The organism is Myxococcales bacterium (assembly GCA_016716835.1).
GTDB lineage: Bacteria > Myxococcota_A > Polyangia > Haliangiales > Haliangiaceae > JADJUW01.
In genome coordinates this window covers 2,325,227-2,349,520 of record JADJUW010000001.1, presented here as the reverse complement: position 1 = coordinate 2,349,520, position 24,294 = coordinate 2,325,227, and the positions used below count along the sequence as shown (strand labels likewise).

19 protein-coding genes and 1 pseudogene are annotated in these 24,294 nt (G+C 64.4%); 6 read left to right on the top strand and 14 right to left on the bottom strand.

Annotated elements, in window-relative coordinates; translation table 11 throughout:
- Positions 1-85: 85 nt before the first annotated feature.
- A complete protein-coding gene (locus IPL79_10375; protein MBK9071392.1) occupies positions 86-1,735 on the top strand; it encodes a fumarate hydratase in 1,650 nt (549 codons plus the stop codon).
- Here the strand turns inward: IPL79_10375 and IPL79_10370 are convergent.
- A complete protein-coding gene (locus IPL79_10370; GenBank protein ID MBK9071391.1) occupies positions 1,650-2,690 on the bottom strand; it encodes a trypsin-like serine protease in 1,041 nt (346 codons plus the stop codon). The genes IPL79_10375 and IPL79_10370 overlap by 86 nt on opposite strands.
- Before the next feature lie 138 nt (positions 2,691-2,828).
- Here IPL79_10370 and IPL79_10365 point away from each other — a divergent pair, with 138 nt between their 5' ends.
- Entirely contained in the window at positions 2,829-4,247 is a 1,419-nt protein-coding gene (locus tag IPL79_10365; protein ID MBK9071390.1) for a DASS family sodium-coupled anion symporter, read from the top strand.
- A gap of 116 nt (positions 4,248-4,363) precedes the next feature.
- Positions 4,364-5,639, top strand: a pseudogene (locus IPL79_10360) (DEAD/DEAH box helicase).
- 45 nt (positions 5,640-5,684) lie between these two features.
- Here the strand turns inward: IPL79_10360 and IPL79_10355 are convergent.
- Positions 5,685-6,605, bottom strand: a complete 921-nt coding sequence (locus tag IPL79_10355) for an RNA-binding protein (protein MBK9071389.1) — start codon at positions 6,603-6,605, stop codon at positions 5,685-5,687.
- Here IPL79_10355 and IPL79_10350 point away from each other — a divergent pair.
- Complete coding sequence (locus IPL79_10350) at positions 6,543-6,731, top strand: hypothetical protein (protein MBK9071388.1); 189 nt, start codon at positions 6,543-6,545, stop codon at positions 6,729-6,731. The genes IPL79_10355 and IPL79_10350 overlap by 63 nt on opposite strands.
- 242 nt (positions 6,732-6,973) lie before the next feature.
- Here the strand turns inward: IPL79_10350 and IPL79_10345 are convergent, their stop codons facing one another.
- Together IPL79_10345 and IPL79_10340 are read right to left on the bottom strand one after the other, a co-directional pair.
- Complete coding sequence (locus IPL79_10345; protein ID MBK9071387.1) at positions 6,974-8,191, bottom strand: alanine racemase; 1,218 nt, start codon at positions 8,189-8,191, stop codon at positions 6,974-6,976.
- Positions 8,188-9,456, bottom strand: coding sequence for an FAD-binding protein (locus tag IPL79_10340; protein MBK9071386.1), 1,269 nt, complete (start codon positions 9,454-9,456; stop codon positions 8,188-8,190). The genes IPL79_10345 and IPL79_10340 overlap by 4 nt, the downstream gene beginning before the upstream one ends.
- Before the next feature lie 106 nt (positions 9,457-9,562).
- Here IPL79_10340 and IPL79_10335 point away from each other — a divergent pair, with 106 nt between their 5' ends.
- Together IPL79_10335 and IPL79_10330 are read left to right on the top strand one after the other, a co-directional pair.
- Positions 9,563-10,738 (top strand): DTW domain-containing protein, encoded by a 1,176-nt coding sequence (locus IPL79_10335; protein MBK9071385.1) that lies wholly within the window; start codon positions 9,563-9,565, stop codon positions 10,736-10,738.
- Positions 10,739-10,892: 154 nt separating this feature from the next.
- Positions 10,893-11,393, top strand: a complete 501-nt coding sequence (locus tag IPL79_10330; GenBank protein MBK9071384.1) for a hypothetical protein — start codon at positions 10,893-10,895, stop codon at positions 11,391-11,393.
- Between the two features lie 40 nt (positions 11,394-11,433).
- Here IPL79_10330 and IPL79_10325 read toward each other — a convergent pair whose 3' ends face one another.
- From IPL79_10325 to IPL79_10280, 10 genes are all read right to left on the bottom strand, one after another.
- Positions 11,434-12,147 carry a glutathione S-transferase family protein gene (locus tag IPL79_10325; GenBank protein MBK9071383.1) on the bottom strand — a complete coding sequence of 238 codons (714 nt, stop codon included), beginning with the start codon at positions 12,145-12,147 and terminating at the stop codon, positions 11,434-11,436.
- Between the two features lie 80 nt (positions 12,148-12,227).
- On the bottom strand, positions 12,228-13,754 hold the full coding sequence (locus tag IPL79_10320) for a DUF4080 domain-containing protein (GenBank protein ID MBK9071382.1): 1,527 nt from the start codon (positions 13,752-13,754) through the stop codon (positions 12,228-12,230).
- A gap of 343 nt (positions 13,755-14,097) precedes the next feature.
- Positions 14,098-15,294 (bottom strand): hypothetical protein, encoded by a 1,197-nt coding sequence (locus IPL79_10315; protein MBK9071381.1) that lies wholly within the window; start codon positions 15,292-15,294, stop codon positions 14,098-14,100.
- Between the two features lie 21 nt (positions 15,295-15,315).
- Positions 15,316-16,662, bottom strand: coding sequence for a TolC family protein (locus IPL79_10310; protein ID MBK9071380.1), 1,347 nt, complete (start codon positions 16,660-16,662; stop codon positions 15,316-15,318).
- A 19-nt stretch (positions 16,663-16,681) separates the two neighbouring features.
- Positions 16,682-17,911, bottom strand: coding sequence for an ABC transporter permease (locus IPL79_10305; GenBank protein MBK9071379.1), 1,230 nt, complete (start codon positions 17,909-17,911; stop codon positions 16,682-16,684).
- A complete protein-coding gene (locus IPL79_10300) occupies positions 17,908-18,615 on the bottom strand; it encodes an ABC transporter ATP-binding protein (protein ID MBK9071378.1) in 708 nt (235 codons plus the stop codon). The genes IPL79_10305 and IPL79_10300 overlap by 4 nt, the downstream gene beginning before the upstream one ends.
- 17 nt (positions 18,616-18,632) lie before the next feature.
- Complete coding sequence (locus IPL79_10295; protein ID MBK9071377.1) at positions 18,633-19,931, bottom strand: efflux RND transporter periplasmic adaptor subunit; 1,299 nt, start codon at positions 19,929-19,931, stop codon at positions 18,633-18,635.
- 82 nt (positions 19,932-20,013) lie between these two features.
- A complete protein-coding gene (locus tag IPL79_10290; protein MBK9071376.1) occupies positions 20,014-21,966 on the bottom strand; it encodes a radical SAM protein in 1,953 nt (650 codons plus the stop codon).
- Positions 21,967-22,010: 44 nt separating this feature from the next.
- Entirely contained in the window at positions 22,011-24,008 is a 1,998-nt protein-coding gene (locus IPL79_10285) for a S9 family peptidase (protein ID MBK9071375.1), read from the bottom strand.
- The gene (locus IPL79_10280; GenBank protein ID MBK9071374.1) at positions 23,998-24,279 is read right to left on the bottom strand and encodes a hypothetical protein; all 282 of its coding nucleotides are present in this window, start codon (positions 24,277-24,279) and stop codon (positions 23,998-24,000) included. The genes IPL79_10285 and IPL79_10280 overlap by 11 nt, the downstream gene beginning before the upstream one ends.
- Positions 24,280-24,294 lie beyond the last annotated feature (15 nt).

Below are 24,294 nucleotides of genomic sequence, written 5' to 3'. Positions count from 1 at the left end.
GAGCATAGGCTGGCGCCGCCGGAGCGACAACCGCCGCGAGCGTTTTGCGTTTCGCGGGGCCGCCTAGTATATCCGGGCCAACGCCATGCCCAATTTTGAATTTCAAGACATTCTGCCGCTCGGCGACGATGCCACGCCCTATCGCCTGATCACCACCGACGGTGTTTCGACCTTCGAGGCTGGTGGCGAAACGTTCGTGAAAGTGGCACCGGAAGCCTTGTCGCGGCTTACCGCCGCCGCTATGCACGACATCGCGCACTACTTGCGGCCGGGGCATTTGCGGCAGCTCGCCAATATCTTGGCAGACAAGATGGCGTCGCCCAACGATCACTTCGTCGCGCTCGACTTGCTTAAAAACGCCAGCGTTGCCGCGGGCGGGGTGCTCCCGATGTGCCAGGACACCGGCACGGCGATTGTCATGGGCAAAAAAGGGCAGCGTGTGTTTACCGGCTATAACGACGAGGCGGCGATCGCGCGCGGCGTGTTTGACACCTACCAAACCTCAAACCTGCGCTACTCGCAGCTCGCGCCGACCGACATGTATACCGAGGTCAACACCGGCAACAATCTGCCGGCGCAAATTGAACTCTACGCCACGCAGGGCGACGAATATAAATTTCTCTTCATGGCCAAGGGCGGCGGCTCGGCGAATAAGAGCTATCTCTACCAAGAGACCAAGGCGCTGCTGAACCCTACGAGCCTGCTGGCCTTTGTCGAGGCCAAGCTGCGCACGCTCGGCACGGCGGCGTGCCCGCCGTATCATCTGGCGGTGGTCATTGGCGGCACGTCGGCGGAGTACGCGCTCAAGACCGCCAAGCTGGCGTCGGCGCGCTATCTCGACGCGCTGCCAACCAGCGGCAATGCCCTCGGCCGCGGCTTTCGCGATGTTGATCTTGAAGGAAAAATTCTCGAGCTAGCGCAGCGCACCGGCATAGGCGCGCAATTTGGCGGCAAGTATTTTTGCCACGACGTGCGCGTGGTGCGCTTGCCGCGGCATGGCGCGAGCTGTCCGGTTGCGATCGCCGTCTCGTGCAGCGCCGATCGCCAGGCGCTGGGCAAGATCACCAAGGACGGCATCTTTCTCGAACAGCTCGAGATGGATCCGGCGCAGTATCTGCCTGAGGTGACGCCCGACGACCTGAAAACCGAGGTGGTCAGCATCGACCTCAATCGTCCGATGAGCGAGATCCGCGCCACGCTCTCGCAGTACCCCATCAAGACTCGGCTATCGCTTTCGGGCCCGATGGTCGTGGCGCGCGATATCGCCCACGCCAAGCTCAAGGAACGCCTCGATCGCGGCGAAGGTTTGCCCGACTTTATGAAAGAACGTTGCGTGTATTACGCGGGGCCCGCGAAAACACCAGCAGGCTATGCTTCGGGCAGCTTTGGCCCCACCACCGCCGGGCGCATGGACAGCTACGTCGATCTCTTGCAAAAAAATGGCGGCAGCATGGTCATGCTCGCCAAGGGCAATCGCAGCAAACAAGTTACCGCCGCGTGCAAGGCCAACGGTGGCTTCTACCTCGGCTCCATCGGCGGCCCCGCCGCACGCCTGGCGCAAGACTGCATCAAGCACGTTGAGGTGCTCGAATATCCCGAACTCGGCATGGAAGCCATCTGGAAGATCGACGTCGTCGACTTCCCGGCGTTCATCGTGGTCGACGACAAGGGCAACGATTTCTTCGCCGATATCGAAACGCCGTTTGCGCCAACCAAGTTGCCAATAGCCCCATAGCGGTCGCGCTCGGCGAGGGCGTGGTCGTGCTGCACCCGCCGGTGAACATGGCATCGGGGTCGCAGCGACCGCCGCTGCACGCTGGGCGAGCCTCACGTTCGGCGGCGTCGCCCGTAAAGGCGCCAGGTAGGCTGCCCCCCGTCACGGTGTCGATAAAAAATGCATACCAGTCGACGCGGGTTGAGACGCCAAATTCGGTGCAGTCCTTATCGCCATACGAGGTAACGCCCGCGATCCGCGGTGGGCCCTTGCCGTACACAATCGCAGGCCCGCCGCTGTCGCCGCTGCAGGTGCCGGTGCCGTCGGTTTGCGGAATGCAGAATTGGCGATAGTCTCTTAGGTTTCGCCCGCTATTGGCTTCCCATGTCGCGCATGACGCGATCGGTTCGCTATATCGATACAGCGTGCCGGGTTGTCCGGCGAAATTCCCCTCGGCATCGGCGGGGGTCGTGTAGCCGTACCCGGCAAACATCGCCTCCGTGCCTACCTCGACCGGCGTGCGCCGCAGCAGCAGTGGCGCTATCTCCGTCGCCGGGGAGAATTCGATAACGGCGATGTCATGGATAATCGTATCGCCTTGCCCATAACCAGGGTGGACATGAAGGGCCGTGGCGTTGTGGATGACCCCGTCGATGGCGATCGCGACCTTCTCGAGCTCTGGCGCGTCGTAGACGCAGTGAGCCGCGGTGAGCGCATATGTGGGGCCGATAATCGACGCCGTACACAGCCCGCCCGCAAAGAGAATGAACATGGGGACCACCGCGCGCAGTTCGCCGGCGGGCACCTCCGTGCCCCCAATGATCTCGTGCGATGAGGATTCGGTCGTCGCGAACTCGCCTGAATCCACGCAGCCAACCACCCAGGCGGTCAGCGCCGCGATGGCCAGGCTGCTTGCGGCGGGGCGCTGCTTCGCACGCGTGAACTTGGCTGCTTGAGGGCATGATGAAGGTTGCATAGGCGCCGACGCCTCTCAGTGATAACACGCGAGGAGCTAGGGGGCGCGACTCGCCTCACGGCGCATTTCGCGCCTGGCGGTCGAGTGGGAGTGCGCCCGACATCGTGCGCTGCCGCCACTTATGCTAGCAATATCGGTGTGACGCGGCACATCGGTTTATGGGGCGGGCTGCTCGCGGCGACGGCGTGGTTGGTGGCAGGGACGACGCCGCTGCATTGCGCTGGCGCTCTGCTGTGCCTGGCGGTGGTGTGGTGGCTGTCGGAGGCCCTGCCGCCTGCGGTCACGGCGCTGGTCGTGGCGTGCGGCGCGGTGCTCATGGGGCTTGTCACCACGAAAGAAGCCTTCGCCACCTTTTCCTCACCGCCTTTGTTTCTCTTTGTCGGCTCATTTTTTATCGCCGAGGCGCTGCGCATTCATGGGATAGGCGAGCGCATGGCGAGCGCCATGATAACCCGGGCCAATAGCGCATATGCGTTGTTGTTTCTCACCGGCGCGGTGTCGTTCTTGATGTCGGGCATCATGTCAAACGCCGCCGCCACGGCGATCGTGCTGCCGATCGCGCTCGCTGCCGCGACGCACGTGCCATCCAAGCAATTTGCCGCCGCGCTCGTGCTCGCCGTGGCCTGGGGCGCCTCGGTCGGTGGCCTGCTGACGCCGGTCGGCACGCCGCCCAATCTCATCGGCATGAAGTTTCTCGAGACCCAAGGGCTTGGGATTTCATTTCTGCAATGGATGACGGCGATCATCCCGCTCGCCATCGTCATGTTTGTGGCGCTCATGTTGCTGCTGCGTTGGCGCATGGTGGGCGCCGAAGTGGGCCGGACTGTTATTGGCAATCCGCTCGAGCATCAGCGTCGCCCGCACGGCAAGCTCTCGCCAGGTGAATGGTCGGTGATTGTTGCGGTGTGCGTGGCGATGGTCGGATGGCTCTTGCCGAGCGTCGTCGAGGCGTTCGCGCCCGGCACGCCCCTTGCCAAATGGCTCAAGGCACGCCTGCACGAAGACGTGGTGGCGGTGCTCGCTGGTTGCCTCCTCTTTGTCTTGCCGGGCGGCCGCGACGCCGAATCTGGGCAGCGCCGTCCCGCGCTGCTGTGGCACGAAGCGGTGCAGATCGAGTGGGGCATTATTCTGCTCTTTGGCGGCGGCATGCTGCTCGGCTCGCTTTCCGACAAGACCGGGCTATCGGCTGCCATCGGCAACAACATGGTGGCGTGGACCGGCGTCAGCACCACTTGGAGCATTGCTGCCTTGGTTACTGCGGTGGCGATTGTCTCTTCTGAACTCACCAGCAACACCGCAACGGCGACCCTGATGGCTCCGCTATCGGCGCAGCTCGCGCTTGCCGCCGGTGGCGATCCGTTGCCGGCAATCATGGGGGCCACGCTCGGCTCAAGCTTTGGCTTTATGATGCCGGTCTCGACCGCGCCCAACGCGCTGGCTTATGCCACCGGCAAGGTGAGCATTCGTCAGATGGTGGTCAACGGCATCATCTTTGACGTCATTGGCTTCGTCATCATTTTGCTTGGCCTGGCCGCCGTCATGCCGCTGCTGCGCTAGGGGCTCGGAGGCTCGGAGGCACGGTGGCGCGGCGGCACCGGGCGGTCCCTGGCCGGGGCTACATTAACGCAAACTTGGTCTAGCCAACGGCGCGTGGGCGTGGCAGTACGGGCGCCATGGATTTTTCATCCCTTGGGCTTATAGCGCCCATTTTGGACGCCGTCGCCGAGCAAGGCTACGACCAACCCACCCCTATCCAATTGCGCGCCATTCCGCACGTCCTCACCGGCGGCGATTTGCTCGGTCTGGCGCAAACCGGCACCGGCAAGACGGCGGCGTTTGCGCTGCCTATGCTGCAGCGCCTGGTCACCGACGGCTCGAGCCCTAAGGGGGCCCGCCCGGTCCGCGCGCTCATCCTCACGCCCACCCGCGAGCTCGCCTCGCAGGTCGGCGAGAGCTTTATGACCTACGGCAAGAACCTCCAGCTGCGAACCACGGTGATTTTTGGCGGCGTTGGCATTGAGCCGCAAAAACGCGCGCTGCGCGCCGGCGTCGACATTGTCGTCGCCACGCCGGGTCGCCTGCTCGACCTGGTCGGGCAAAACGCGATCCGCCTCGATCAGCTGACCATCTTCGTGCTCGACGAAGCCGACCGCATGCTCGATATGGGCTTTATCCACGACGTCAAAAATCATCAAGCTCATCCCGCCCAAGGGCAAGCGGCAGACCTTGTTCTTCTCCGCCACCATGCCGCCCGAGGCGCAGGAGCTTGCCGACCAGCTGCTCGTCTCGCCACAGACCGTCGCGGTGACCCCGGTTTCGTCCACGGTCGAGCGCATCGAGCAATCGGTGTATTTCGTCGATCGCGGCAACAAGCGCCACCTCTTGGTCGATCTGCTTGATGACCCGAGCATGAAGCGGGTGCTGGTGTTTGCGCGCATGAAGCACGCCTGCAACCGCATCGCCGAGCACCTCGAAAAGGCCGGCGTGGTCGCGGCTGCCATCCACGGCAACAAGTCGCAGGGCGCCCGCGAGCGCGCGCTCGAGGGCTTTCGCGTCGGCAAGGTGCGCGTCCTGGTCGCCACCGATATCGCGGCGCGCGGCATCGACATCGACGAGATTTCGCACGTCATCAACTACGACCTGCCTGAGGTGCCCGAGACCTATGTCCACCGCATAGGCCGCACCGCGCGCGCCGGCAGCGACGGCATCGCGATTGCCTTCTGCGACACTGAAGAGCACGACATGCTGCGCGACATCGAGCGCCTGATTAAGAAAGAGGTGCCCGCGGTCGACGATCACGCCTATCGCTCAGCGACGCCATACAACCGCAGCCGCGGTCGCTCGCCCCAGGCCGCGCCATCGCAGGCCTACGGCGGCGGCCGGCCAGGTGGTGGTGGCGGACGCCCAGGCAATGGCGGACGCTCCGGCGCGCCACGCCCTCGACGTTAGTCGCTTGCGGTATACGACCGGCCGGGATCAATTGGGCCGCTGCGTTTAAAACTCCCCCCCCAACCCCCCCCCCCCCCCCCGGCCCCCCCCCCCCCAAACCCCCCCCCCCCCTCCCCCCCCCCCCCCCCCCCCCCCCCCCCCCCCCCCCCCCCCCCCCCCCCCCCCCCCCCCCCCCCCCCCCCCCCCCCCCCCCCCCCTTCCCCCCCCCCCCCCCCCCCCCCCCCCCCCCAAAAAAACCCCCCCCCCCCCCCCCCCCCCCCCCCCCCCCCCCCCCCCCCCCCCCCCCCCCCCCCCCCCCCCCCCCCCCCCCCCCCCCCCCCCCCCCCCCCCCCCCCCCCCCCCCCCCCCCCCGGCCCCCCCCCCCCCCCCCCCCCCCCCCCCCCCCCCCCCCCCCCCCCCCCCCCCCCCCCACCCCCCCCCCCCCCCCCCCCCCCCCCCCCCCCCCCCCCCCCCCCCCCCCCCCCCCCCCCCCCCCCCCCCCCCCCCCCCCCCCCCCCCCCCCCCCCCCCCCCCCCCCCCCCCCCCCCCCCCCCCCCCCCCCCCCCGCCCCCCCCCCCCCCCCACCCCCCCCCCCCCCCCCCCAAAAAAAAACCCCCCCCCCCCCCCGCCACGGCCGCCGCCACCGCCGCCACGACCGCCACGGCCGCCGCCGCCGCCGGCGTCGCCGAAGCTACGCCCGCCGCCGCCGCCGCCAAAGCCGCCGCCGCCTTCGCGAGGCTTGCGCTCTTCGGCTTCGTTAACACGGAGGTTGCGGCCGTCGAGGGCAGCGCCGTCCATGCTTTCGATGGCTTTTTTGGCGCCTTCAGGCGTTGCCATCGTCACGAATGCGAAACCGCGCGAGCGGCCCGTTTCACGATCAAGGATGAGCTTGGCTTCGACAACGTCGCCGTATTGGGCGAACGCTTGAAGAAGAAGATCTTCGGTGGTGTGAAAAGAAAGATTACCTACATACAATCGATTGTTCATCTCTACATGTCTCTTCTCGGCTTCATCTATTCAGAAAACCCCGCCCCTAAGAAGCCGCTACCTAAGCGCAAGGTTGCAGCGAATCGCTGCTTACATACCGCGCCGGGGGCCGGTGCTGCGCCTTGAGTCAAGGGCGCAGGGGGGGCTGAAACCGAGAACGTTCTGCAATTTGGGAATTACCACGCAGCCAGACCGGGCCGCAAGTAAGATTTGTAGTTAGCACCTGCGTCATAAAGGACGCTCATGGTGGCAGGCAAGGCTGCCAGAAAATACATCATTTAAGTAATTACAGATAGTTACATGTTCTAATCCGGATTGGTGAGTGGCCGAGAGCGAGCGGGAACGAGGTGTTTTAGCTACTTAGGATGCTAGTCAGCCGGTGTCACCGGGGAACCACATCCGTGCAGCGTCGGGACGTAGCGCGACGAATGTTCAGCGGTGGCGTCCCAAAGTAGGACCTCGCCAAAGGCCTCCCACGCATATTCGCTGTCGCGCGGGCGCAGCAAAATGTAGTCGCCACGCCGCAAGGGGGGGTGGTCGCTGCGCGTGGTGAGGTACAGCGCCTGATTGCGCGAGTGGCCTAGAAATGGATCGAGCGCAAGGCCTGGCGGATAGCAAGGATCGGCGAGGTAATCGCCGCCTTCGACAAACACGCTTTGCTTGCGACCCAGCGGCCAATGCGCCAGCGCGCGGCCGAGCAAAGCGGGACCGGGGGGCGTGAAGTTCGCGTCGGCTTTGAGCACGGGAATCGCGAGGTAGATCGCGGGCTCAAAGCTGGTTAGGTGCGGGTGATCAAAGCCGGTTGGCTTGATTAGTGCCGAGCCGACGGTCAGATCGTTGGCCGGGCTGCCTTCGCGATATAGTTGGTAGCTGAGGCTGCCGGCGGCGTTGCGCACGAGCTCGGTGGTTGGGTGCGCGTGCTGCAACACCGCGAGCAGTTCGTGATAGCGGGCGCGGGCCTGCTGCGCGCTCTCGGCGGCGGCTTGCACGATGCCTGGCAGGCGACCGACGTGGCCGTCATAGCCCATGGTGCCCGCTAGCTGAACGTGGGGATAACGCGCCAGCAAGGCGAGGAAGCGCTGCAATTCATCAGCGGTGGCAATGCCGCCGCGCCGCAAACCGATATCGAGCTCAAGGCTAATCTGCACGGTGACGTCGAGCGCGGAGGCGGCCGTCGCGACGTCGGTGAGCGCCTCGTCGCCGTCGACGAGAAATTGCACGCGTCCCAGATTTGTCCGGTTATCGGACACAAGGTCGGCGAGGCATTGGCGCAGCGCTGTCGCCAGCATAGGCTTGCCGGCCATGATATGCGCCCCGGGAAACGCGCGCAGCACCGGCAACATGTGGTGCGGCGAAAAGGTCATGAAGCGCGGGCCATCGCCCAGCGCGGCGAGGTCGCGATGCAAGAGGCGCAGCACCTCAAGGCAGCCCAGCGATTTGACGGCAAAGCGCAGGTGGTGGCCCGCCGGCCACGAGGCGCGCAAGGCGTTGGCGTTGTGATGCAGCGCTCCGGTATCGACGACCGCGGTGGGCAGGCCGCGGCCGTGGCTTCGTAAAAAGGTTTGCAGCGCGAGATGTTGCGTCATAGGTCACCAAACCAGGCGGCGAGCCGCGGCGAGAGCATGCGGCCTTGCGGGTCAATCTGGCGGCGCAGCGCCGCAAAATCGTCAAAGCGCGGGAAACGCGCGCGGAGCTGGGGCGCGGTTAGGGCGTGCTGTTTGCCGAGATGTGGCCGGCCATCGTATTTGTCAAAGATGGCGGCGACGGCGACAAAGAGTTCCGGTACGCGGCCGTGCGGCCGTTCGTGGATAGAGATGGTCATGCGCGGCTCGCCGTAAAATGGGCTGAGCCACAGGTCGTCGGCGGCAACCGTGCGGACCTCGATCGGAAACGCGATTTCAGGGAACTGCGTGCGCAGGCAGTGCAAGATTTCGTCGGTGCATTCGAGGCCGCGCGCCAGCGGCACCGCAAACTCGGTCTCCTCGAAGCGTAGCCGTCTCTCGCTGGGGAAAATGAGATGTGCAGCGCCATGGCGGGTGTCGCCGTCGACGGTGCGCAGCAGCAGGCGTTGCAGGCGTGCGCTGGCGCCGCGCCACAGATGGCCAAGCGCGCATACGGCCCACAGCATGACGTCGTCGAGCAGGCCATTGTCGTGCGTGGTGAGGCCGCCGGTCTTGTCGGTGCGGTTGACGGTTTTTTCGATGGCGCGATCGGCCTGCGGAAAGATGAACAACTCAAAATGGCGATTGGCCTGCGCCTGCGCCATAAAATTGGCGAGCGCGGCGCTGGTGGTTGCGAGCGCGGTCGAGGCTTGTAGTTGGTACGCCGGTTCGCAGGCGAGGGTGATTTCGCTGGCGATGCCGAGCAGGCCCAGCGACACCGCGGCGGCGGCGAATTCGTTGTCGACGCCGTGGCGCCAGGTTGCGAATTCACCGCTCGGGGTGCAGATGGTGACGGCCCGCACCGAGGTGGCGACCGAGCCGAGCGCGAGGCCGGTGCCGTGCGAGCCGGTGGCGGTGACGCCGGCAACGGTTTGATGATCGATGTCGCCTTGGTTGGGCAAGGCGAGGCCGAGCGCGGCGAGCGCGTGCGTCGCGACGCGCAATGGAGTGCCGGCGCGCAAGGTGACAAGGCCACCCTCGTGCGAGATGACGCCTGCGAGGTGGCGCAAGTCGACCAAGGTGTCGTCGGTATGGCACAGCGGCGAAAACGAGTGGCCGGCGCCGACCGGTCGCAGGTTGCCGGTGGTGGTGCGCATCAGCGTTTGCAGCTCACTTGCGCTGCGGGGCAAGTCGATGTGCTTGGGCGCGCTGGCAACGCCGCCCGACCAATTTTTCCAGGAATTTGCCACGCCGCAAGCCTGCCGCGAAAGTGCCGCGGTGCCAAGGACAGCGGCACGATATGTCCGACGTGAGCCAGGCCAATTCGTTGGCGCGAGCTGTGCTATAGACGCGCGCGTGGAGGCCTCATCGCGGACGGCGCGAGACATGTGCGCGCGATGTCGTCGCCCGACGTCGGTGTGTTACTGCGCGACCTTGCCGCAATTACCAACGCAGACGCGGGTGGTGGTGTTGCAGCATCCGCGCGAGCGCGACAAAGCGATTGGCACCGCGCATATGGCAAGTTTGTGCCTGCCAAATTCGGAGTTGCATGTTGGGCGCACGTGGGCCGACGATCCCAAGGTGCAGGCGGCGCTGAGCAACGCGGCGGCGCCGGCGGTCTTGCTCTATCCCGGGCCCGAGGCCAAGGACATCTTGGCGGAGCCACCGACCGGGCCGGTGACGCTGGTGGTGGTCGATGGCACGTGGTCGCAGGCGAAAAACGTGGTGCGCGACAATGAAATGCTGCGCACGCTGCCGCGCTATGCCTTTCGCGCGCCGCAGCCGAGCGAATACCGCATTCGCCGCGAGCCGAGCGACGAAGTGGTGTCTACGATCGAATCGCTGATGTACGCGCTCGGTGCCCTTGAGGGCGATGCCGAGCGCTTTGCATCCATGCTGGTGCCGTTTCGCGCCATGGTCGACGCGCAATTGGCATTTAAAGAGGGCCGCCGTCAACGCCTGCGCAAACGCGTGGCGCGCGAGCTGCCGCCGTCGCCCGAGCTAACGCTATTGCGCACGCGGTGGCAGGACTTGGTTTGCGTCGTTGGCGAGGCCAATGCGTGGCCGTATCGCGAGGGCAGGCATCGCGAGCGCGACGAGCTGGTTCACTGGGTGGCGCAGCGGCCGAGCACCGGCGAGACGTTTGCGGGCTTGGCCGCGCCAACGCACGGGCTGGCGCCGAGCACCGCAAAAAATTTGAAAGTTGCGCCTGAGTACATTGTGGCCGCGCCGCCGCGCGCCGCGCTGTATGGGGCGTTTACGAATTTTGTCCGGCCAACGGACATTCTCTGCACTTGGGGCGGCCATTCGCTGCGGCTGTATCGCGGAGGTGGCGGCGAGCTGGCCCTGCCGGAGCTCGATCTTCGCCTGCTGCTCGCGGAGGTGCTGCGGCGCCGAGTGCCGACGCTCGAGGTCTACGCCGCGGAGGTCGGCTTGCCGCTGGTGTCGCCAAACGGGCGCGCCGGTTATCGGCTGGCGTCGCTGGTCGCCGCGACGCGCTTCGCGGCGAGCGATCGCGGGGGGGCATCGTGAGCCGAACAGCCTCCGGTCCCGTCGCTACGGCCAACGTCTCTTAGCGCAAGGACGTGCCACCTTAGATTTGACGAGCGGCCCTATGAAACCCCGCTGCTAGCTTTGAATCCGCTGTTTTCTGCATGACTCTCGGCCCAAGGAAGAGGGAAACGATATGTGGAAAAAATTATTGATCGTAGCGGTTGGCGCAGTATGTGTGGCGGGGTGTAGCGGCGATGAGCAAGCGCCAGACAACGAGCCGCCCTTGACGCCAACGCCATCCCCCGAACCTGAGCCCGAACCCACAGGATTCACGTTTGGCAACGAGTGCACGAGCAGCGGCGATTGCGGCCCAGATGGGTCGTGCGTCGTATTTTCGGCGGACGATGACGTTGGAATTTGCACCGGTACCTGTGCTGACCGCGACGACGAAGATCCCAATGACACAGAAGGGCAGGAATTTTGCGCGGCGCAGCAGACCGCCAATTTTGGCGCAACGCCGGCGTGCGTATTTAGATTGGCCGCGGATGGCCCAGTCAAATGTGGCGCGATGTGCGGTTCGATTACCGAGGCGTCTGGCACGGTTGTAGAAGTTGGCACGTGCGACGAGGGCGTCGCGTGCAATCTCGGTATTTTCAGCGGTGCGGCGAATGCGAATTTGGGGCTCTGCGCCTAACACTGCGCTCGATGTCTTCCGATCGCAGGTTGACAACTGCCTACGCCAAGTCGCTCCAATACGCGGCGCGCATGCGCTGACGAAACGCGATGAGATTTTGCTGCGCGAGCACAAAGGTCTTGAGCTCGCTGTCGATCGGTGGGCCGAGCAGCGACTCGAGAAACGCAAACACCGTGATGTCGCAGAGCGCGAGCTTGTCGCCGAGCATAAAGGGTTTGTCACCTAGCAAGGTGGCGATGGCGGTCATGTCGGCGATGCCGAATTGATTGACCTCGGCCTCGCTGTGGCGGCCAATCCCTTGGGCGTGGGCGGCGCTACGTACCTTTTTGCGAATCATCGGGATGACGGCCCACGCCGCAGCCTTGGGAATAAATTTGCGAAACTCTGGTGCGACGACGACAAAGCCGGCGTCTTTCACCCAGCGCAGGTACAGGCCAACAAAATAGTAGCCCTCTTCCATGGTGCGACGCACCAAGTGGTCTTGCGCACGTTGCAAGGGCGAGAGCCAGGACGTGAGCTCGTTGCCCGATTCGGCCTCGAGCCGGGCAATGATTAGCCCCGAATCGCCCATAACCTCGTCGCCAATTTGCACGTACGGCACTTTGCCCTTGGGGGCCTTGGTCATGCTGGCGCCGCGCAGCTTGTACGGCCATTGCTTGACCCTCAGGTACGTCTCGAGCTTGATACAAAATGGGCTGAGGTCGCCGGTGCCCCACGGGCGCAGGTTGCTCTTGTGCAGTGAGATGGCTTGCATGCCGCGTTGGTAGCGCAGGTGGGCGATGCTGGCTAGGCGGCGCGCGGTGGCATCGTGCCACACCGACGATCGCGGCGCGGCTACCCGGCGTGGCGCGCCTGGCGGCTCGGCAGCGGCCGCGCGGCTTTGCGGCGAACGCGCAGCGCCTCGCGATCGATATACGCGTCCAGAAAGGGCAGCGGATCGGTGCGGCCGGTGCGCTCCATGTCGGCCATCATGACCTCGGCCACCTTGGTCGGGGCGAGTTGCCGCACCTCGGTAAGGTAGGTCCAGACCAGCTCAAATTGTCGATTCAGCGCAATCGACGCCGTGCGGCCGACCTCGGCGTAAACCCACTGCGAAAAGTCAAAGAAGCTCGCGAAGGCCGAGTCGCCGGCGAGCAGCAGCGGGCGCAATTGCACAAAGCTGCCTCTGTTGCCAAAGACGTCCCAAAAGCGCGCAAAGCGTCGCAGCGTCTGCATGGTCGCAAAATCGATCAGCGTGGTGCTGAGGATCTCATAGGGCGGATGGCTGCTGTAGACCATGGCCCACGCGTCATCGTGGCGCATGATCGGTGTGCCGCGCAGGCGCTTGAGGACGCCAACCTGGATTTCTTGCACCCCGAATGCGACCAGCTGGTCAAACCCTGCGGCAAACGACGCGACGTCTTCGCCGGGCAGGCCAATGATGAGATCGACGTGCAAGTGCGTGCCCGTCTCGCGCTGCAGCCATTCGATGTTGTCGCGCATCTTGGCGTGGTTTTGCCGCCGCGAAATCAGCGCCTCGACCTCGGGATTGAGCGTCTGCACGCCGATCTCAAATTGCAACGAACCGGCAGGAAATTGCGCAATGAGCGCGCGCAGGTCATCGGGCAGCCTGTCTGGCACCATTTCGAAATGCACGAATAGGCCGGGCTGCATGCGATCTAAGAAGAACTGCAAGATCGCCTTGCCGGTCGCGATGTGGAGGTTAAACGTGCGGTCGACGAACTTGAACTGGCGCACGCCGCGGGCGAGCAGGTCATCCATCGCCGCCAAAAACGGCGCGAGCGGGAATTGCCTAACCTTCGTATCGAGCGACGACAGGCAAAACTCGCAGCTAAACGGACAGCCGCGCGACGCCTCGACGTAGACGACGCGGTGAGCACAATCGTCGTCGGTGTATTCGCCGTAGGGCAGGGTGAGCGCCGTGAGGTCGGGCAGGCCGCCTTGCACCACCTTCGTCAGCGGGCGGCGCCCCGTTTGCAAGATGCCTTCACATAGGCTGCGAAATGCATCTTCACCTTCGCCGATGACAACATAGTCCGACAATCGGACAATTTCTTGCTGCTCGGTTTCGTGGCTGACCTCGGGGCCGCCGACGATAACCGTCACCTCCGGTGCGATGCGCTTTAAGAGGGATACGAGCTCCGTGCTCGGCACCGTGTTCCAGATGTAAACGCCAAGCCCGATGATGGTCGGTTTTTGCGCCAAGATCGCCTCCGCGATGTCGATCGGGCGTTGGTTGATGTCAAACTCGAGGATGACGCTGCGCGTGCGCAGGTCGCCCAAATTGGCGCGCAAATTCCGCAACCCGAAAGCCGCATGGATATACTTGGCGTTGAGCGTGGCGAGGACGATGTCCGCCATAGCGCTGGCCTATAGCACGGGTACGGCGTTGGTAGCTAGCAACAAGCGGCGGCAGGGTGGTGGGCGCACGTCTCTTCCGCGAGCATAGATTGCAGGGCGGAGTTGGTGGCACTGGCGGTGGTGGATACCACAGGCGTCTCAACATGCTCCGGAGGGGCGCTATCTGCGAGCAGGAAGATATGTGCGCCCACCGCCTTGCCGCTACATCGTGCTCCAGCGGGGCGCTATCTGCGAGCAGGAAGATATGTGCGCCCACCGCCTTGCCGCTACATCGTGCTTCAGCGGGCCGCTATCTGCGCGCAGGAAGTTATGTGCGCCCACCGCCTTGCCCCTTGGTCATGCGTTACGTCAGCGCTTTGTCGTGCTCGCGAAATGCGGCCAGATTGGCAAAGCGCGGCGGCGGCGCCTCGCCGCGCATGAAATAGAGGGTCTGGTCATCGATGATAAACCCCGGCTTTTGGCTGAGAATGACCCGGGCGATAAATGCCAACTTGGTGTCGAAGCTACCCTCGGGCACCTGGACGTCGCGAAATTGCAGATCGGTCGCAATGGTTAGGCGAATCGTCGCGCCGAGGGCGCCGATAAATTCGGCGAAAACGCGGCCGCCTTCTACGGTTTCAGGCAACGCCCATACCCGCAGCTCCTGGAGTTCACCCCACGCGATGGCGACGATGGCGTCATTAGGGTTTACCTTGGCCTGAATGCCCTTGGGCGAGATGCGGGCGATGGTGGCTTCGGCGCGTAGTGCGAAGGCCAGCGCGTGGGTGCCAGACGCGGCGCCTGGCAAATCTAGATCGAGCATAGGCGGCGGCAGACTCGTCGAGGTGGCACCACGGGCGGCGGCAAAGCTGCTGCTCGCGGCTGCTCCCGGTGGCATGGTGGTACGCGGTGCCTGCGGCGACGTCGCGCTTGGCTGGGCCGGCGTCATCGCGGGTCGCGGTGGGATCACCTGAGGCACGTATGGCATGCCGCCCATGGCCGAGGTCGCATCGGCCCCGCGTCGAAAGACGATGACGCCGACGATGCCCAAGATCGCGCCCGCCGCAGTCGCCAGGGGCCCGTTGCCGCGCTGCACTCCAAACAGTTGCAGGATCTCGGGCTCGCTGCTGGCGGTATACCAAGTCATCAGCAGCAATAAGACGGAGCCTCCCATGATGCCGACCAGAAATGGCGGCGAATAATCGCCTTGCAAGCCCGCCCATGTGATCCAAATCAGTCCGAAGAATACAAAGATTCCTAAAAACCACGTCAGCCCAAAGCGCGACATCTTGTCGATTTCGACCGACTGGCACGCGCCCATCGCGCAAACTGTGCCCTTGTTTAGCTTGATCACGAAGCTCATCTTGCCCATAGAGGCAAACTGCTCCTGCGCCGCAGCGACCATGTCGGCCTGCCCATCCGCGACTTGGCCAGGCATCATGGCCATCTGCGAGCTGGCCGCTGACAACATTTTTTGCGGGTCAATTTCCCACCACGAAAAATAAAAAATGCCCAGGCCGAGCAGGATAGCGGCGATACCGGTCGCGATCGGACGAAGCACGTTAAAATGGTAAGCGGCGCGCTACGGCGGCGCAAGTTGCGCATCCGCCGAGTTCGTTATCATAGGTTTCCCTACAGCGCGCTCGAGCGCAAGCCACGCCAGCGCGAGTGCCCATTGCGCTTCGATGCGCTGGCCTGCCGCGACGATCGCGCCGCTTTGTGCTTCCGAGAGTTCGATGCGGCTGCCGACGCCTTGTTGATAACGCGCCTCGGCAAGTCGCAATTGTTCCTTGGCGAAGACGACGGCTTCGTCGGCGGCGTCGATCGTCGCGCGGCCCGAGCGAATCGCCACCCACGCCGATTCAACTTCCGCGCTGATGCGCAGGCGCAGCAAGTCGCGGCCGGCGCTCACGCTGGCGACGCCGGCGGCACTCTCGCGGGTATTGGCGCGACGGCGACCGCCATCAAAAATCGACCATGCAAGGCTAGCGCCGACCTGCCAGGTGGGCGTGTCGCGATCTTGGCTAAACAGCGGTTGCTGCGCGTTGCCCGCGAGCGAGAGCACGGGCGCCTGGCCGAGCTTAGCGGCTTTGTGCGATAGCTCGGCGGCGCGTAGCTGTTCCGCATACTCCGCCATTTCGGGACGGTTGTTCCACGCCGCTTCCAGGAACGTGCTCAGGCTCTCGGGTGTTTGTGCGAGGCCGGCAGGCCAGCCCTCGACGACGTCAATTTGCAGCGACGGATCTTCGATGCCGATCGCCTCGCGCAGCCTGGCGCGCGCGAGGTCGAGCTCGCCCTCGGCGCGAATTAGCGCGGTGCGCGCGGTGGCGACGCGACTTTGCGCCTGCGCTTTTTCAATAGGGTCTTTTGAGCCGGCGCGGACAAAGGCCAGCGCCTGCTCCAAATAAAATTGTTCGCGTGCCAAGGCGTCGGTTTGCACGGTCAAGAGTTGCTTGCGCGCCACCGCGTTCATATACGCGCTGGCTATGGCCGTGCGCACGTCGAGCTCGGCGGTGGCTTCAGCGGCCTGCGCAGCGGCGGCGGAGGCCTCGCTGCTTTGGCGACCGGCCGCGGTTTGGCCAAAGTCATAGATGCGCCAGCTCGCCGACGCCGAGGCCGCATACGCGGCAATCGGTTCATACCAGCTCCGCTCGTCGCCGGGCACTGATGACGCCGAGCCGCCGATGCCGGCGGTGGCGCCCAGCGAAAGCGACGGACGCCGGGTCGCGGTGATCGCTAGGATGCGCGCCTGCGCCGCGAGGGTGGCGGCGCGCCGAGCGGCGAGCGTCGGGTGGACGCTGACGCCCTCGCTCAGCGCGCGCTCAAGCGAATACGCCACGGGCTCGGCGTTAGCGACGATTGGTGTCATCGCTAGGGCAATCCCTCCGGCGATGACGATGGCTGGTGCGACGCGGGCAATGAGCGACATGCAGAGGTCCTTTGCTTGGCTATGATTCATAGCGCAGGGCGGTAATGGGGTTGAGCTTGGACGCCTTGAGCGCGGGGTAGAGGCCGAAGGCGACGCCGACGATGGCCGAGACGGCAAACGCCAGGACGGCGGCGTCGGTGGGAAATGGCGACGACCAGCCGAAGTTTTTGGCCATCTGAAGCGACGCGAACCAGCCGACAAAGAGCCCGACGACGCCGCCAATCACCGAAAGCACGATGGCCTCGGTGAGAAATTGCGCCAGCACGTTGCTCGGCGTGGCGCCCACCGCCATGCGGATGCCAATCTCGCGGGTGCGCTCGATGACGCTGACTAACATGATGTTCATGACGCCGATGCCGCCGACGAGCAGCGACACCGCGGCGACCGCGGAGAGCAGGGTGGTAATGGTGTTGGTCGATTCCTTCTGCGCCTTGGCAAATTCCGCCATGTTGCGAATCGAAAAGTCGTCCTCGTCCTGCGCCGATATTTTGTGGCGATCGCGCAAGATCGTGGTGATCTGCGTCTCGGCGCGCGTGGTGTCAGCCTCGCTCGCGGCGGAGACAATGATATTTCCTTTGAGGTAGCGCCCGAGGCTGCTTTGTAGCTTGGCGGTAAACGTCTTCGCCGGAATGATCACCGTATCGTCGTAGTCGCTGCCCCACGGCGTATTGCCCTTGCTCGCCAAGACGCCGACGATCTCAAAAACCTGCCCGCTAATGCGCAGTGGCTGTCCAATGGGATTGCTCGTGCCATAGAGTTCTTTGGCCACCGTAGTGCCAATGAGTGCCACCTTGGCCCCGGCCGCATTGGCGTCTTCGTCAAAGAAGGCGCCGCTCTTGATCTTCCAATTGCGAATCTTGAAATAGCTCGGCGTGGTGCCGGTAATCTGCGTATTCCAGTTCTGTTCTTCGGAGGCGACCTGCGTCCGCGTCTCCATCACCGGCGCCAGCGCCACGACGGCCGAGGCTTCATCGTCGATGGCCTGCAGGTCGTCCCAGGTCAGGGTTGTGCCGCTGCCCGCGGCGCCGGCAATGCCCGCGGTGCGCGTGGCGTTGGAGCGCACGGTCAACATGTTGGTGCCCATGGCCTCGAAGATCTTGCCGACGCTCTCCTTGGCCCCGGTGCCGATCGACACCGTCGCGACCACGGCGGCGATGCCGATGACGATGCCGAGCACGGTGAGCGCCGAGCGCATCTTGTTGCGCATCAGCGCGACGGCTGCGATCGAAAAGGTGGCGCGCACATTCATGCCGCAACGCCTCCCGCGTGGCTGACCGCGCGCACCGGGGTTTGCCGGCGGTCCTCGATGATCTTGCCATCGCGCAGCACGATGACGCGCCCGGCATAGGCCGCGATGTCGGCCTCGTGGGTCACCAAGATCAGCGTAAAGCCGCCGTCGACCAGCGATTGCAGCAGCGCCATGACATCGGCGCTGGTCTTGCTATCGAGCGCGCCGGTGGGCTCATCGGCCATGATGATTTCCGGTTTCGTCACTAGCGCGCGGGCAATCGCGACGCGTTGTTGTTGGCCGCCCGAGAGCTCGCTGGGCACATGGTGGGTGCGCTCAGCGAGGCCCACCGTGGCGAGCGCCGCCGCGGCGCGTTCGCGTCGCTCGCGAGCCGACGCGCCTTGATAGATCAGTGGCAGCGCGACGTTATCGAGCGCGGTGGTGCGAGACAGCAGGTTAAAGCTCTGGAAGACAAAGCCAAGCCGCGCGCCGCGTACCTGCGCAAGTTCGGTGCGCGTCATCTTGGCGACGTCTTGCCCAAGCAAGCTGTACGTGCCGCTCGTCGGCGTATCGAGGCAACCCATGATGTTCATCAGGGTCGACTTGCCCGACCCCGAGGTGCCCATGATTGCCACGCTCTCGCCGCGCTCAATGGTGACGTCGACGCCGTCGAGCGCGCGCAGCTCGGTATCGCCCATGCGATACACGCGCGAGATGCCGCGCATCTCGATCAGCGCGCTCACTAAAAAGCCCCCATCTTGCGCCGGGCCTTGGGTACACCGGTGACCTCGGTGATGAGCAAGTCGCCTTCTTTGATGTCGCCTTCGACGAGCTGCGTCGTCGAGCCATCGGTGAGGCCGGTCTTGACCCGCGCGGGTTGCGGCTTGCCATCGACGAGTTTCCACAGCATCACGCGGTCTGCCGCGCCGCCACCGCCTTGGCCACGCCCGCCGCCGCCACCGCTCGGACCTCCGCCACTTGGGCCACCGCCTGGTGGTCCGCCTGCGCCGGGCGGGCCCTTGCCTTCGGGGCGCTTCATACCCGAGGCGGCAAACAAGGCCTTCATATCGTCGGGCGTCGGCTTAAAGCGCAGCGCCGAATTGGGCAGCTTGATCGCATCTTTGACCTCATTGAGGACAAAGGTGATGTTCGCGGTCATGCCGGGCTTGAGCGAAAGGTCGGTGTTATCGACCGCGATCACGGCGTTGTAGGTCACGACGCCTTGCACCGTGGTTGGCGAATAACGCACCTGCAGCACGCGGCCGTCGAAGTTGCGGCCGGGAAAGGCATCGACGGTAAACACCGCCTTCATCTCGGCGGCGATGTTGCCGATGTCGCTTTCGGCGACCGAGGTGTCGATTTTCATGCGCGCGAGGTCTTCGGCAATCGTGAACAGCGTCGGCGCTTGCAGCGAGGCCGCCACGGTTTGCCCGACGTCGACCGAGCGTGAGATCACCACGCCGTCGACCGGCGAGTAGATCGTCGAATAGCTGAGATTGAGCCGCGCCTGCGACACGGCGGCCTGGGCTTGGCGTTTGCTCGCCTGCGCCACGGCGACACCCGCGGTCGCGGAGTCGAGCGCGACCTGTGCTGCCTCAAAGGCGGTGGCGGCGGTTAGATCTTGTTCGCGCAGGCCTTTTTGTCGCTCGAATTGGCGTTTGGCGTCTTCAAGGACCACTTGTGCGCGCTGCAAATTAGCGTCGGCCGAGGCCAGGCTTGCCGATTGCTGTTGTAGCTGCGCCTCGAGCACGCTCGGATCGAGCCGGGCGATGACTTGGCCCTTTTTGACCTTGTCGTTGAAGTCGACGAAAATTTCGACAACGCGGCCCGAGACCTGAGCGCCGACAAGCACCGTGTTGTTGGCCGCGAGCGTGCCGGTGGCGGTTACCTGCGCGGAAATCGTGCCCTTCTTAACCTCGACCGTGGTGTATTTCAGCGCGCCGTCGCTGCTGCCCGCCCACGGCTTCCACATCAAGAGCGCCACGACGCCCGCCACCACAGCGAGCGCCATGCCGATTCGAACCAAGGATTTTTTTTGCATAGATACCCAGGAGATAGGCCGCATCGCGCGCCAGTGCCACCATAGCGCGGAAGTGGGCCCAGGGCGAGCGGCGGGCGGGCGACTACCGCAGGGCGTCGGCGATAAGCCGGCGCGGTACCTGGGGCGCCGGCACCGCGATGTCAAACCACGTACGCAGGTCGACGTCAAACCCCGTGCCCTGCATATAATTATAGAGCGCGCGTTTCAGGCCGATGCCGAGCGCGTCGTGGTCGCAGGCGACCGCATCGGCGAAGTCGAGGTCGTTGCGAGCAAAGGGCGGCGCCTTAGCACGGGCGGCGGCCTGCTCAGCTGGTGACTTTCGCACGGTAATGCCAAATAGCTCCGGGGCCTTGCCAATCGGGCTATGGGTGGTTGCCGCAAAGCGGTGCCAAAACGCCGATTGCAGGCAACCCGCGTCGAAGAGCTGGCGCACGCGTTCGAGCGCGTCGATGGTCTCTTGCATGGTCTGGCTGGGAAAGCCGTACATGAGATACGCATGCACCATGATGCCGGCGTCGGTGAAGGCGCGCGTGACGCGGGCGACTTGCTCGACGGTGACGCCTTTTTTCATCAGCGTAAGCAGCCGGTCCGAAGCGGCTTCCAGCCCGCCGCTGATCGCGACGCAGCCAGATTCCGCGAGCAGCTGCGCGAGCGCGGGCGTGAACGTCTTCTCAAAACGGACATTGCCCCACCACGTGATCACGACCTTGCGCGCAATGAGCCGCTCGGCCAGCGCTTTGAGCGCCGCGGGTGGCGCCGCCTCGTCGACGAGGTGAAAGCCGCTTTGACCGGTTTCGGCCATCATCGCTTCGATGCGATCGACGAGGACATCGGCCGAGGCCTGGTCGTAACGCCCAATATAGTCGAGCGTAATGTCGCAAAACGTGCACTTCTTCCAATAACAGCCATGCGCGACGGTGAGCTTGTTCCACCGGCCGTCCGACCACAGGCGATGCATCGGATTGAGCATTTCAAACAGCGAGACGTAGCTGACCAGCGGCAGGCCGTCGTAGGTGGGCGTGCCGACATCGCGGTGCGGAATGTCGTGCAGCGAAGGGTCGGTGAGCATGACGACGCGGTTATCGCGCCGCACCATGGTGCGCAGCAAAGGCTTGGTCTGATCGCGCAGGTGGTCGATCAGCGCGAGCAATGGCCGCTCGCCGTCGTCAAACGCAATGAAGTCGACTGTGTCGAAAACGCGCGGTTCGGCGAGTTCGCGCAACTCCGTGTTGACGTAGCCGCCGCCTAGCACGACCGTGGTGTGGGGTGAGACCTCCTTGCACACGCGCGCCATGCGAAAGGCGCCATAGACATTGCCGGGGAACGGCGCGGTCAGCCCAAGGATGTCGGGCCTGTGCTCCGCGAGTAGTTTTCGGGTAATGTCGTCGAGATAGGCATCTACCAAGGTTGGCGCGGCGATCAACGCATCGGCGATGGGCTGAAACGACGGCGCGCTTGCCGCGAGCCGCTCGCCATAGCGCGACAACGCAAAGCGCGCGTCGATACCGTCGCGCAGCACGTCGGCGAGGTCGTCGACGTAGAGGCTCGCCAGGTATTTTGCCTTGTCTTGCAGGCCGAGCGCGCCAAATGCCCATGGCAAGGTGTCGTCCGCGCCATGGCCCCCGCTACCCTCGGCATCATCGCCACCAATGGTTAGAAAGCGCGGGCCCTCCGGCAAAAATTCGCGCGTCACGATGCGCAAGGCCAGCCCAGGATCGCGGCCCTGCAAAAAGCGAATCACGGCGTCGACAGTATCTATATATGAAACTGCGGCCTCATGAAAAAACTGCACCGAGGGCGAGGCGTCGCGACGCGAGGCGGCGGCAGGTGAGGCGAGCTGCGCCGCCACGTCGGTCAGCCCCGCGCGCGAGTACAAGCGCAAAAACAACGTCAGCGCTGGATCGGCCTGGCGCACGTCGAGCGCTAACGCGTCGGCATGCAGCCGCAAAAAGCCCGTCAAGTAGGCCGTCGCGGGGTACGGCGTATTGAGCTGCGTCATTGGCGGCGTGGCGAGCAGGATCCGCATGGGTTTCATGTTGATCGCTCTCACCGTCGCTGCGCTTGTCGATGCCGGGGCGGTTACTTCACCGCGTCGCGTAGGCCTGGGATGCCTTCGGGCCCCACCGGCATGGTCGCCGACGAATTATTCCATTCGGCGGGCATCATGGGCTGAAACGTGCCGCCGAGATGCGCCGCCAGAAATGCCTCGGCGATGGCAAAGAACGCCTGGTTGTTCTCGGGTCGGCGAAAGCCATGGCCTTCGTCGGGAAACAATACATATGACACCGGGATGGCATTGGCCTGCATCGCCGCGACGATGCTGTCGGATTCGGCTTGCTTGACGCGTGGGTCGTTGGCGCCTTGCGCGATAAGCAACGGGCGCTTAATCGCCTTGACGTGCGTAATCGGTGAAACATCGAGCATGGCCTGCTTGCCCTCGGGCGTCGTCCAGTCGTTGATGCGCGTCTTAAACACGGCAATCATTGGCGCCCAGTACGCAGGAATCGACTGCACGAGCGTTACTAGATTCGACGGCCCGACGATGTCGACGCCACAGGCAAAGGCATCAGGTGTCAGCGTCAGCCCCGCCAGCGTGGCATAGCCACCGTAGCTGCCGCCCATGATGCAGACCTTCTTCGGATCGGCGATGCCGCCTTTTTGCGCCCACGCCACGGCATCGAGTAAATCGGTGTGCATGGCCTTGCCCCACTGCTTGTCGGCGGCATTGATGAAGCCCTTGCCAAAGCCGGTCGAGCCGCGAAAGTTGACCTGCAAGACTGCGTAGCCGCGATTGGTCAGCAGCTGGGTGAGATTGTCAAAGCCCCAGGAGTCGCGCGCCCACGGCCCGCCGTGCACCAGGAGCACGAGTGGCTGCGGCGATTTTGGCTTGCCAACTTGTTTTGGATCGGCGGCGCGGGGCACCGAGAGATACGAAACGAGCGGCAGACCATCTCGCGCCTTGATGATCACGGGATGCATGCGCGAAAGCGGCGCCGCCGCCAACTTGGGCATGATGTCGCCGAGCTTGAGGCCGCGTTTGTGCTCGCGGCTCCACAGCCAATAGGAGCCGGGATCGATATCGCTGGACGCATGAATCACCCATAGCTTGTCATCTTGCGAGCGGCTCGCGACGTCGATTGAGGCGCCGGCCGCCGCGAGGCTCTTGCGAATCGCCTTGAGCTCGGCGTCGACGCCCTTGTCGAGCACCTTCCATTCTGGTTTCTCGTATTCGGTCGCATAGGCCTCGATGACGCCGGTCTTGGGGTGCGTCATCGCATCCGAGATATCGGCCTTTGGATTGCTGCCAATTAGCTTGGACGACTTGTCCGCAAGCGACAGCAAATACAAGCCGGCCGTGTCGCGCCCGCGAGAATCGACGAAGTAGGCAAATTGACCATCTGGCGTAATGCCTTCGATCCCAGTGGTATTGGCATCTGCTTGTGGAATCGTCAGCAGCGGCTGCCAGTTAATGGCGTCAACCGGCGCAGGCTTGGTCGCGACCGTGGGCTTTGCCGCCGTTGCCGCCGGGGCGGCAGGCGTCGCGATGACGTCGGGGCCGCGCGAAAACATGTCCAGGCCGCCATCGGGACGCGGCGCCATGGCGACGCGGAGCACGTAGTCATCATCGGGCGTAAGGCCGGCAAACTTGTCGTTTTGATAGAGCAGGGTCTTCTTGCCGGTCGCGAGCTCGACGCGATAGACGTCGTGATACTGCGGATTGCGATCGTTGAGGCCCACCAGGATCGATTCAGGATGCTTGTCGGATACGTGGATCAACTGGGCGGCCACGTCGGGCGCCTTGACCAGCACCTTTGACTCGCCGGTCGCAACGTCCGCGCGATAAATGCCAAAATTTTCATCGCCGTCGTCATCTTGAAAATACAAAATGTATTTGCTGTCGGCGCTCCAAACGTGGCGCGTGATGGGGCGATCGGTGCCATTGGTGATGGCGCGCGCGGCCGTGCCAGTGCCGGCAGGCTTGGCCGCAAACTCATCGTCGGCGACGCCGCGCACCCAAATGTTCATGACGCCGCGCACCGGCGCGCTCCACGAAATGTACTTCCCGTTAGGGCTCACCTTGGCGGCCGCGAATTCGGGGGTTGCCAAACAAATCAGCGCGCGGGATGAGCGCCTCGCCTGGGGTCGCTTTTGTCCACGCCGCTTCGGTCGGTAGCTCGGCAGGCAGGCGCACCAGCTCGGCGGCGACCTTGCCCTCCACCTTGGAGCCCTCCGTCGCCGAGGTCGTTGGCGCCTTGGCGCCAGAAGCTGTGCCTTTTGAGGCGCACCCGGTGAGCGCGATGGCCGCCAGGGCGACGCCTGTAACAAATGAAGCTAGCGTTCGTTTCATGCCCGCGGCGTACCA

Coding starts and splice junctions, on each gene's coding strand:
- IPL79_10375 (MBK9071392.1), top strand. CDS start 86: ATGCCCAATTTTGAATTTCAAGACATTCTGCCGCTCGGCGACGATGCC.
- IPL79_10370 (MBK9071391.1), bottom strand. CDS start 2,690: ATGCAACCTTCATCATGCCCTCAAGCAGCCAAGTTCACGCGTGCGAAG.
- IPL79_10355 (MBK9071389.1), bottom strand. CDS start 6,605: ATGAACAATCGATTGTATGTAGGTAATCTTTCTTTTCACACCACCGAA.
- IPL79_10345 (MBK9071387.1), bottom strand. CDS start 8,191: ATGACGCAACATCTCGCGCTGCAAACCTTTTTACGAAGCCACGGCCGC.
- IPL79_10330 (MBK9071384.1), top strand. CDS start 10,893: ATGTGGAAAAAATTATTGATCGTAGCGGTTGGCGCAGTATGTGTGGCG.
- IPL79_10325 (MBK9071383.1), bottom strand. CDS start 12,147: ATGCAAGCCATCTCACTGCACAAGAGCAACCTGCGCCCGTGGGGCACC.
- IPL79_10320 (MBK9071382.1), bottom strand. CDS start 13,754: ATGGCGGACATCGTCCTCGCCACGCTCAACGCCAAGTATATCCATGCG.
- IPL79_10310 (MBK9071380.1), bottom strand. CDS start 16,662: ATGTCGCTCATTGCCCGCGTCGCACCAGCCATCGTCATCGCCGGAGGG.
- IPL79_10305 (MBK9071379.1), bottom strand. CDS start 17,911: ATGAATGTGCGCGCCACCTTTTCGATCGCAGCCGTCGCGCTGATGCGC.
- IPL79_10300 (MBK9071378.1), bottom strand. CDS start 18,615: ATGCGCGGCATCTCGCGCGTGTATCGCATGGGCGATACCGAGCTGCGC.
- IPL79_10295 (MBK9071377.1), bottom strand. CDS start 19,931: ATGCAAAAAAAATCCTTGGTTCGAATCGGCATGGCGCTCGCTGTGGTG.
- IPL79_10290 (MBK9071376.1), bottom strand. CDS start 21,966: ATGAAACCCATGCGGATCCTGCTCGCCACGCCGCCAATGACGCAGCTC.
- IPL79_10280 (MBK9071374.1), bottom strand. CDS start 24,279: ATGAAACGAACGCTAGCTTCATTTGTTACAGGCGTCGCCCTGGCGGCC.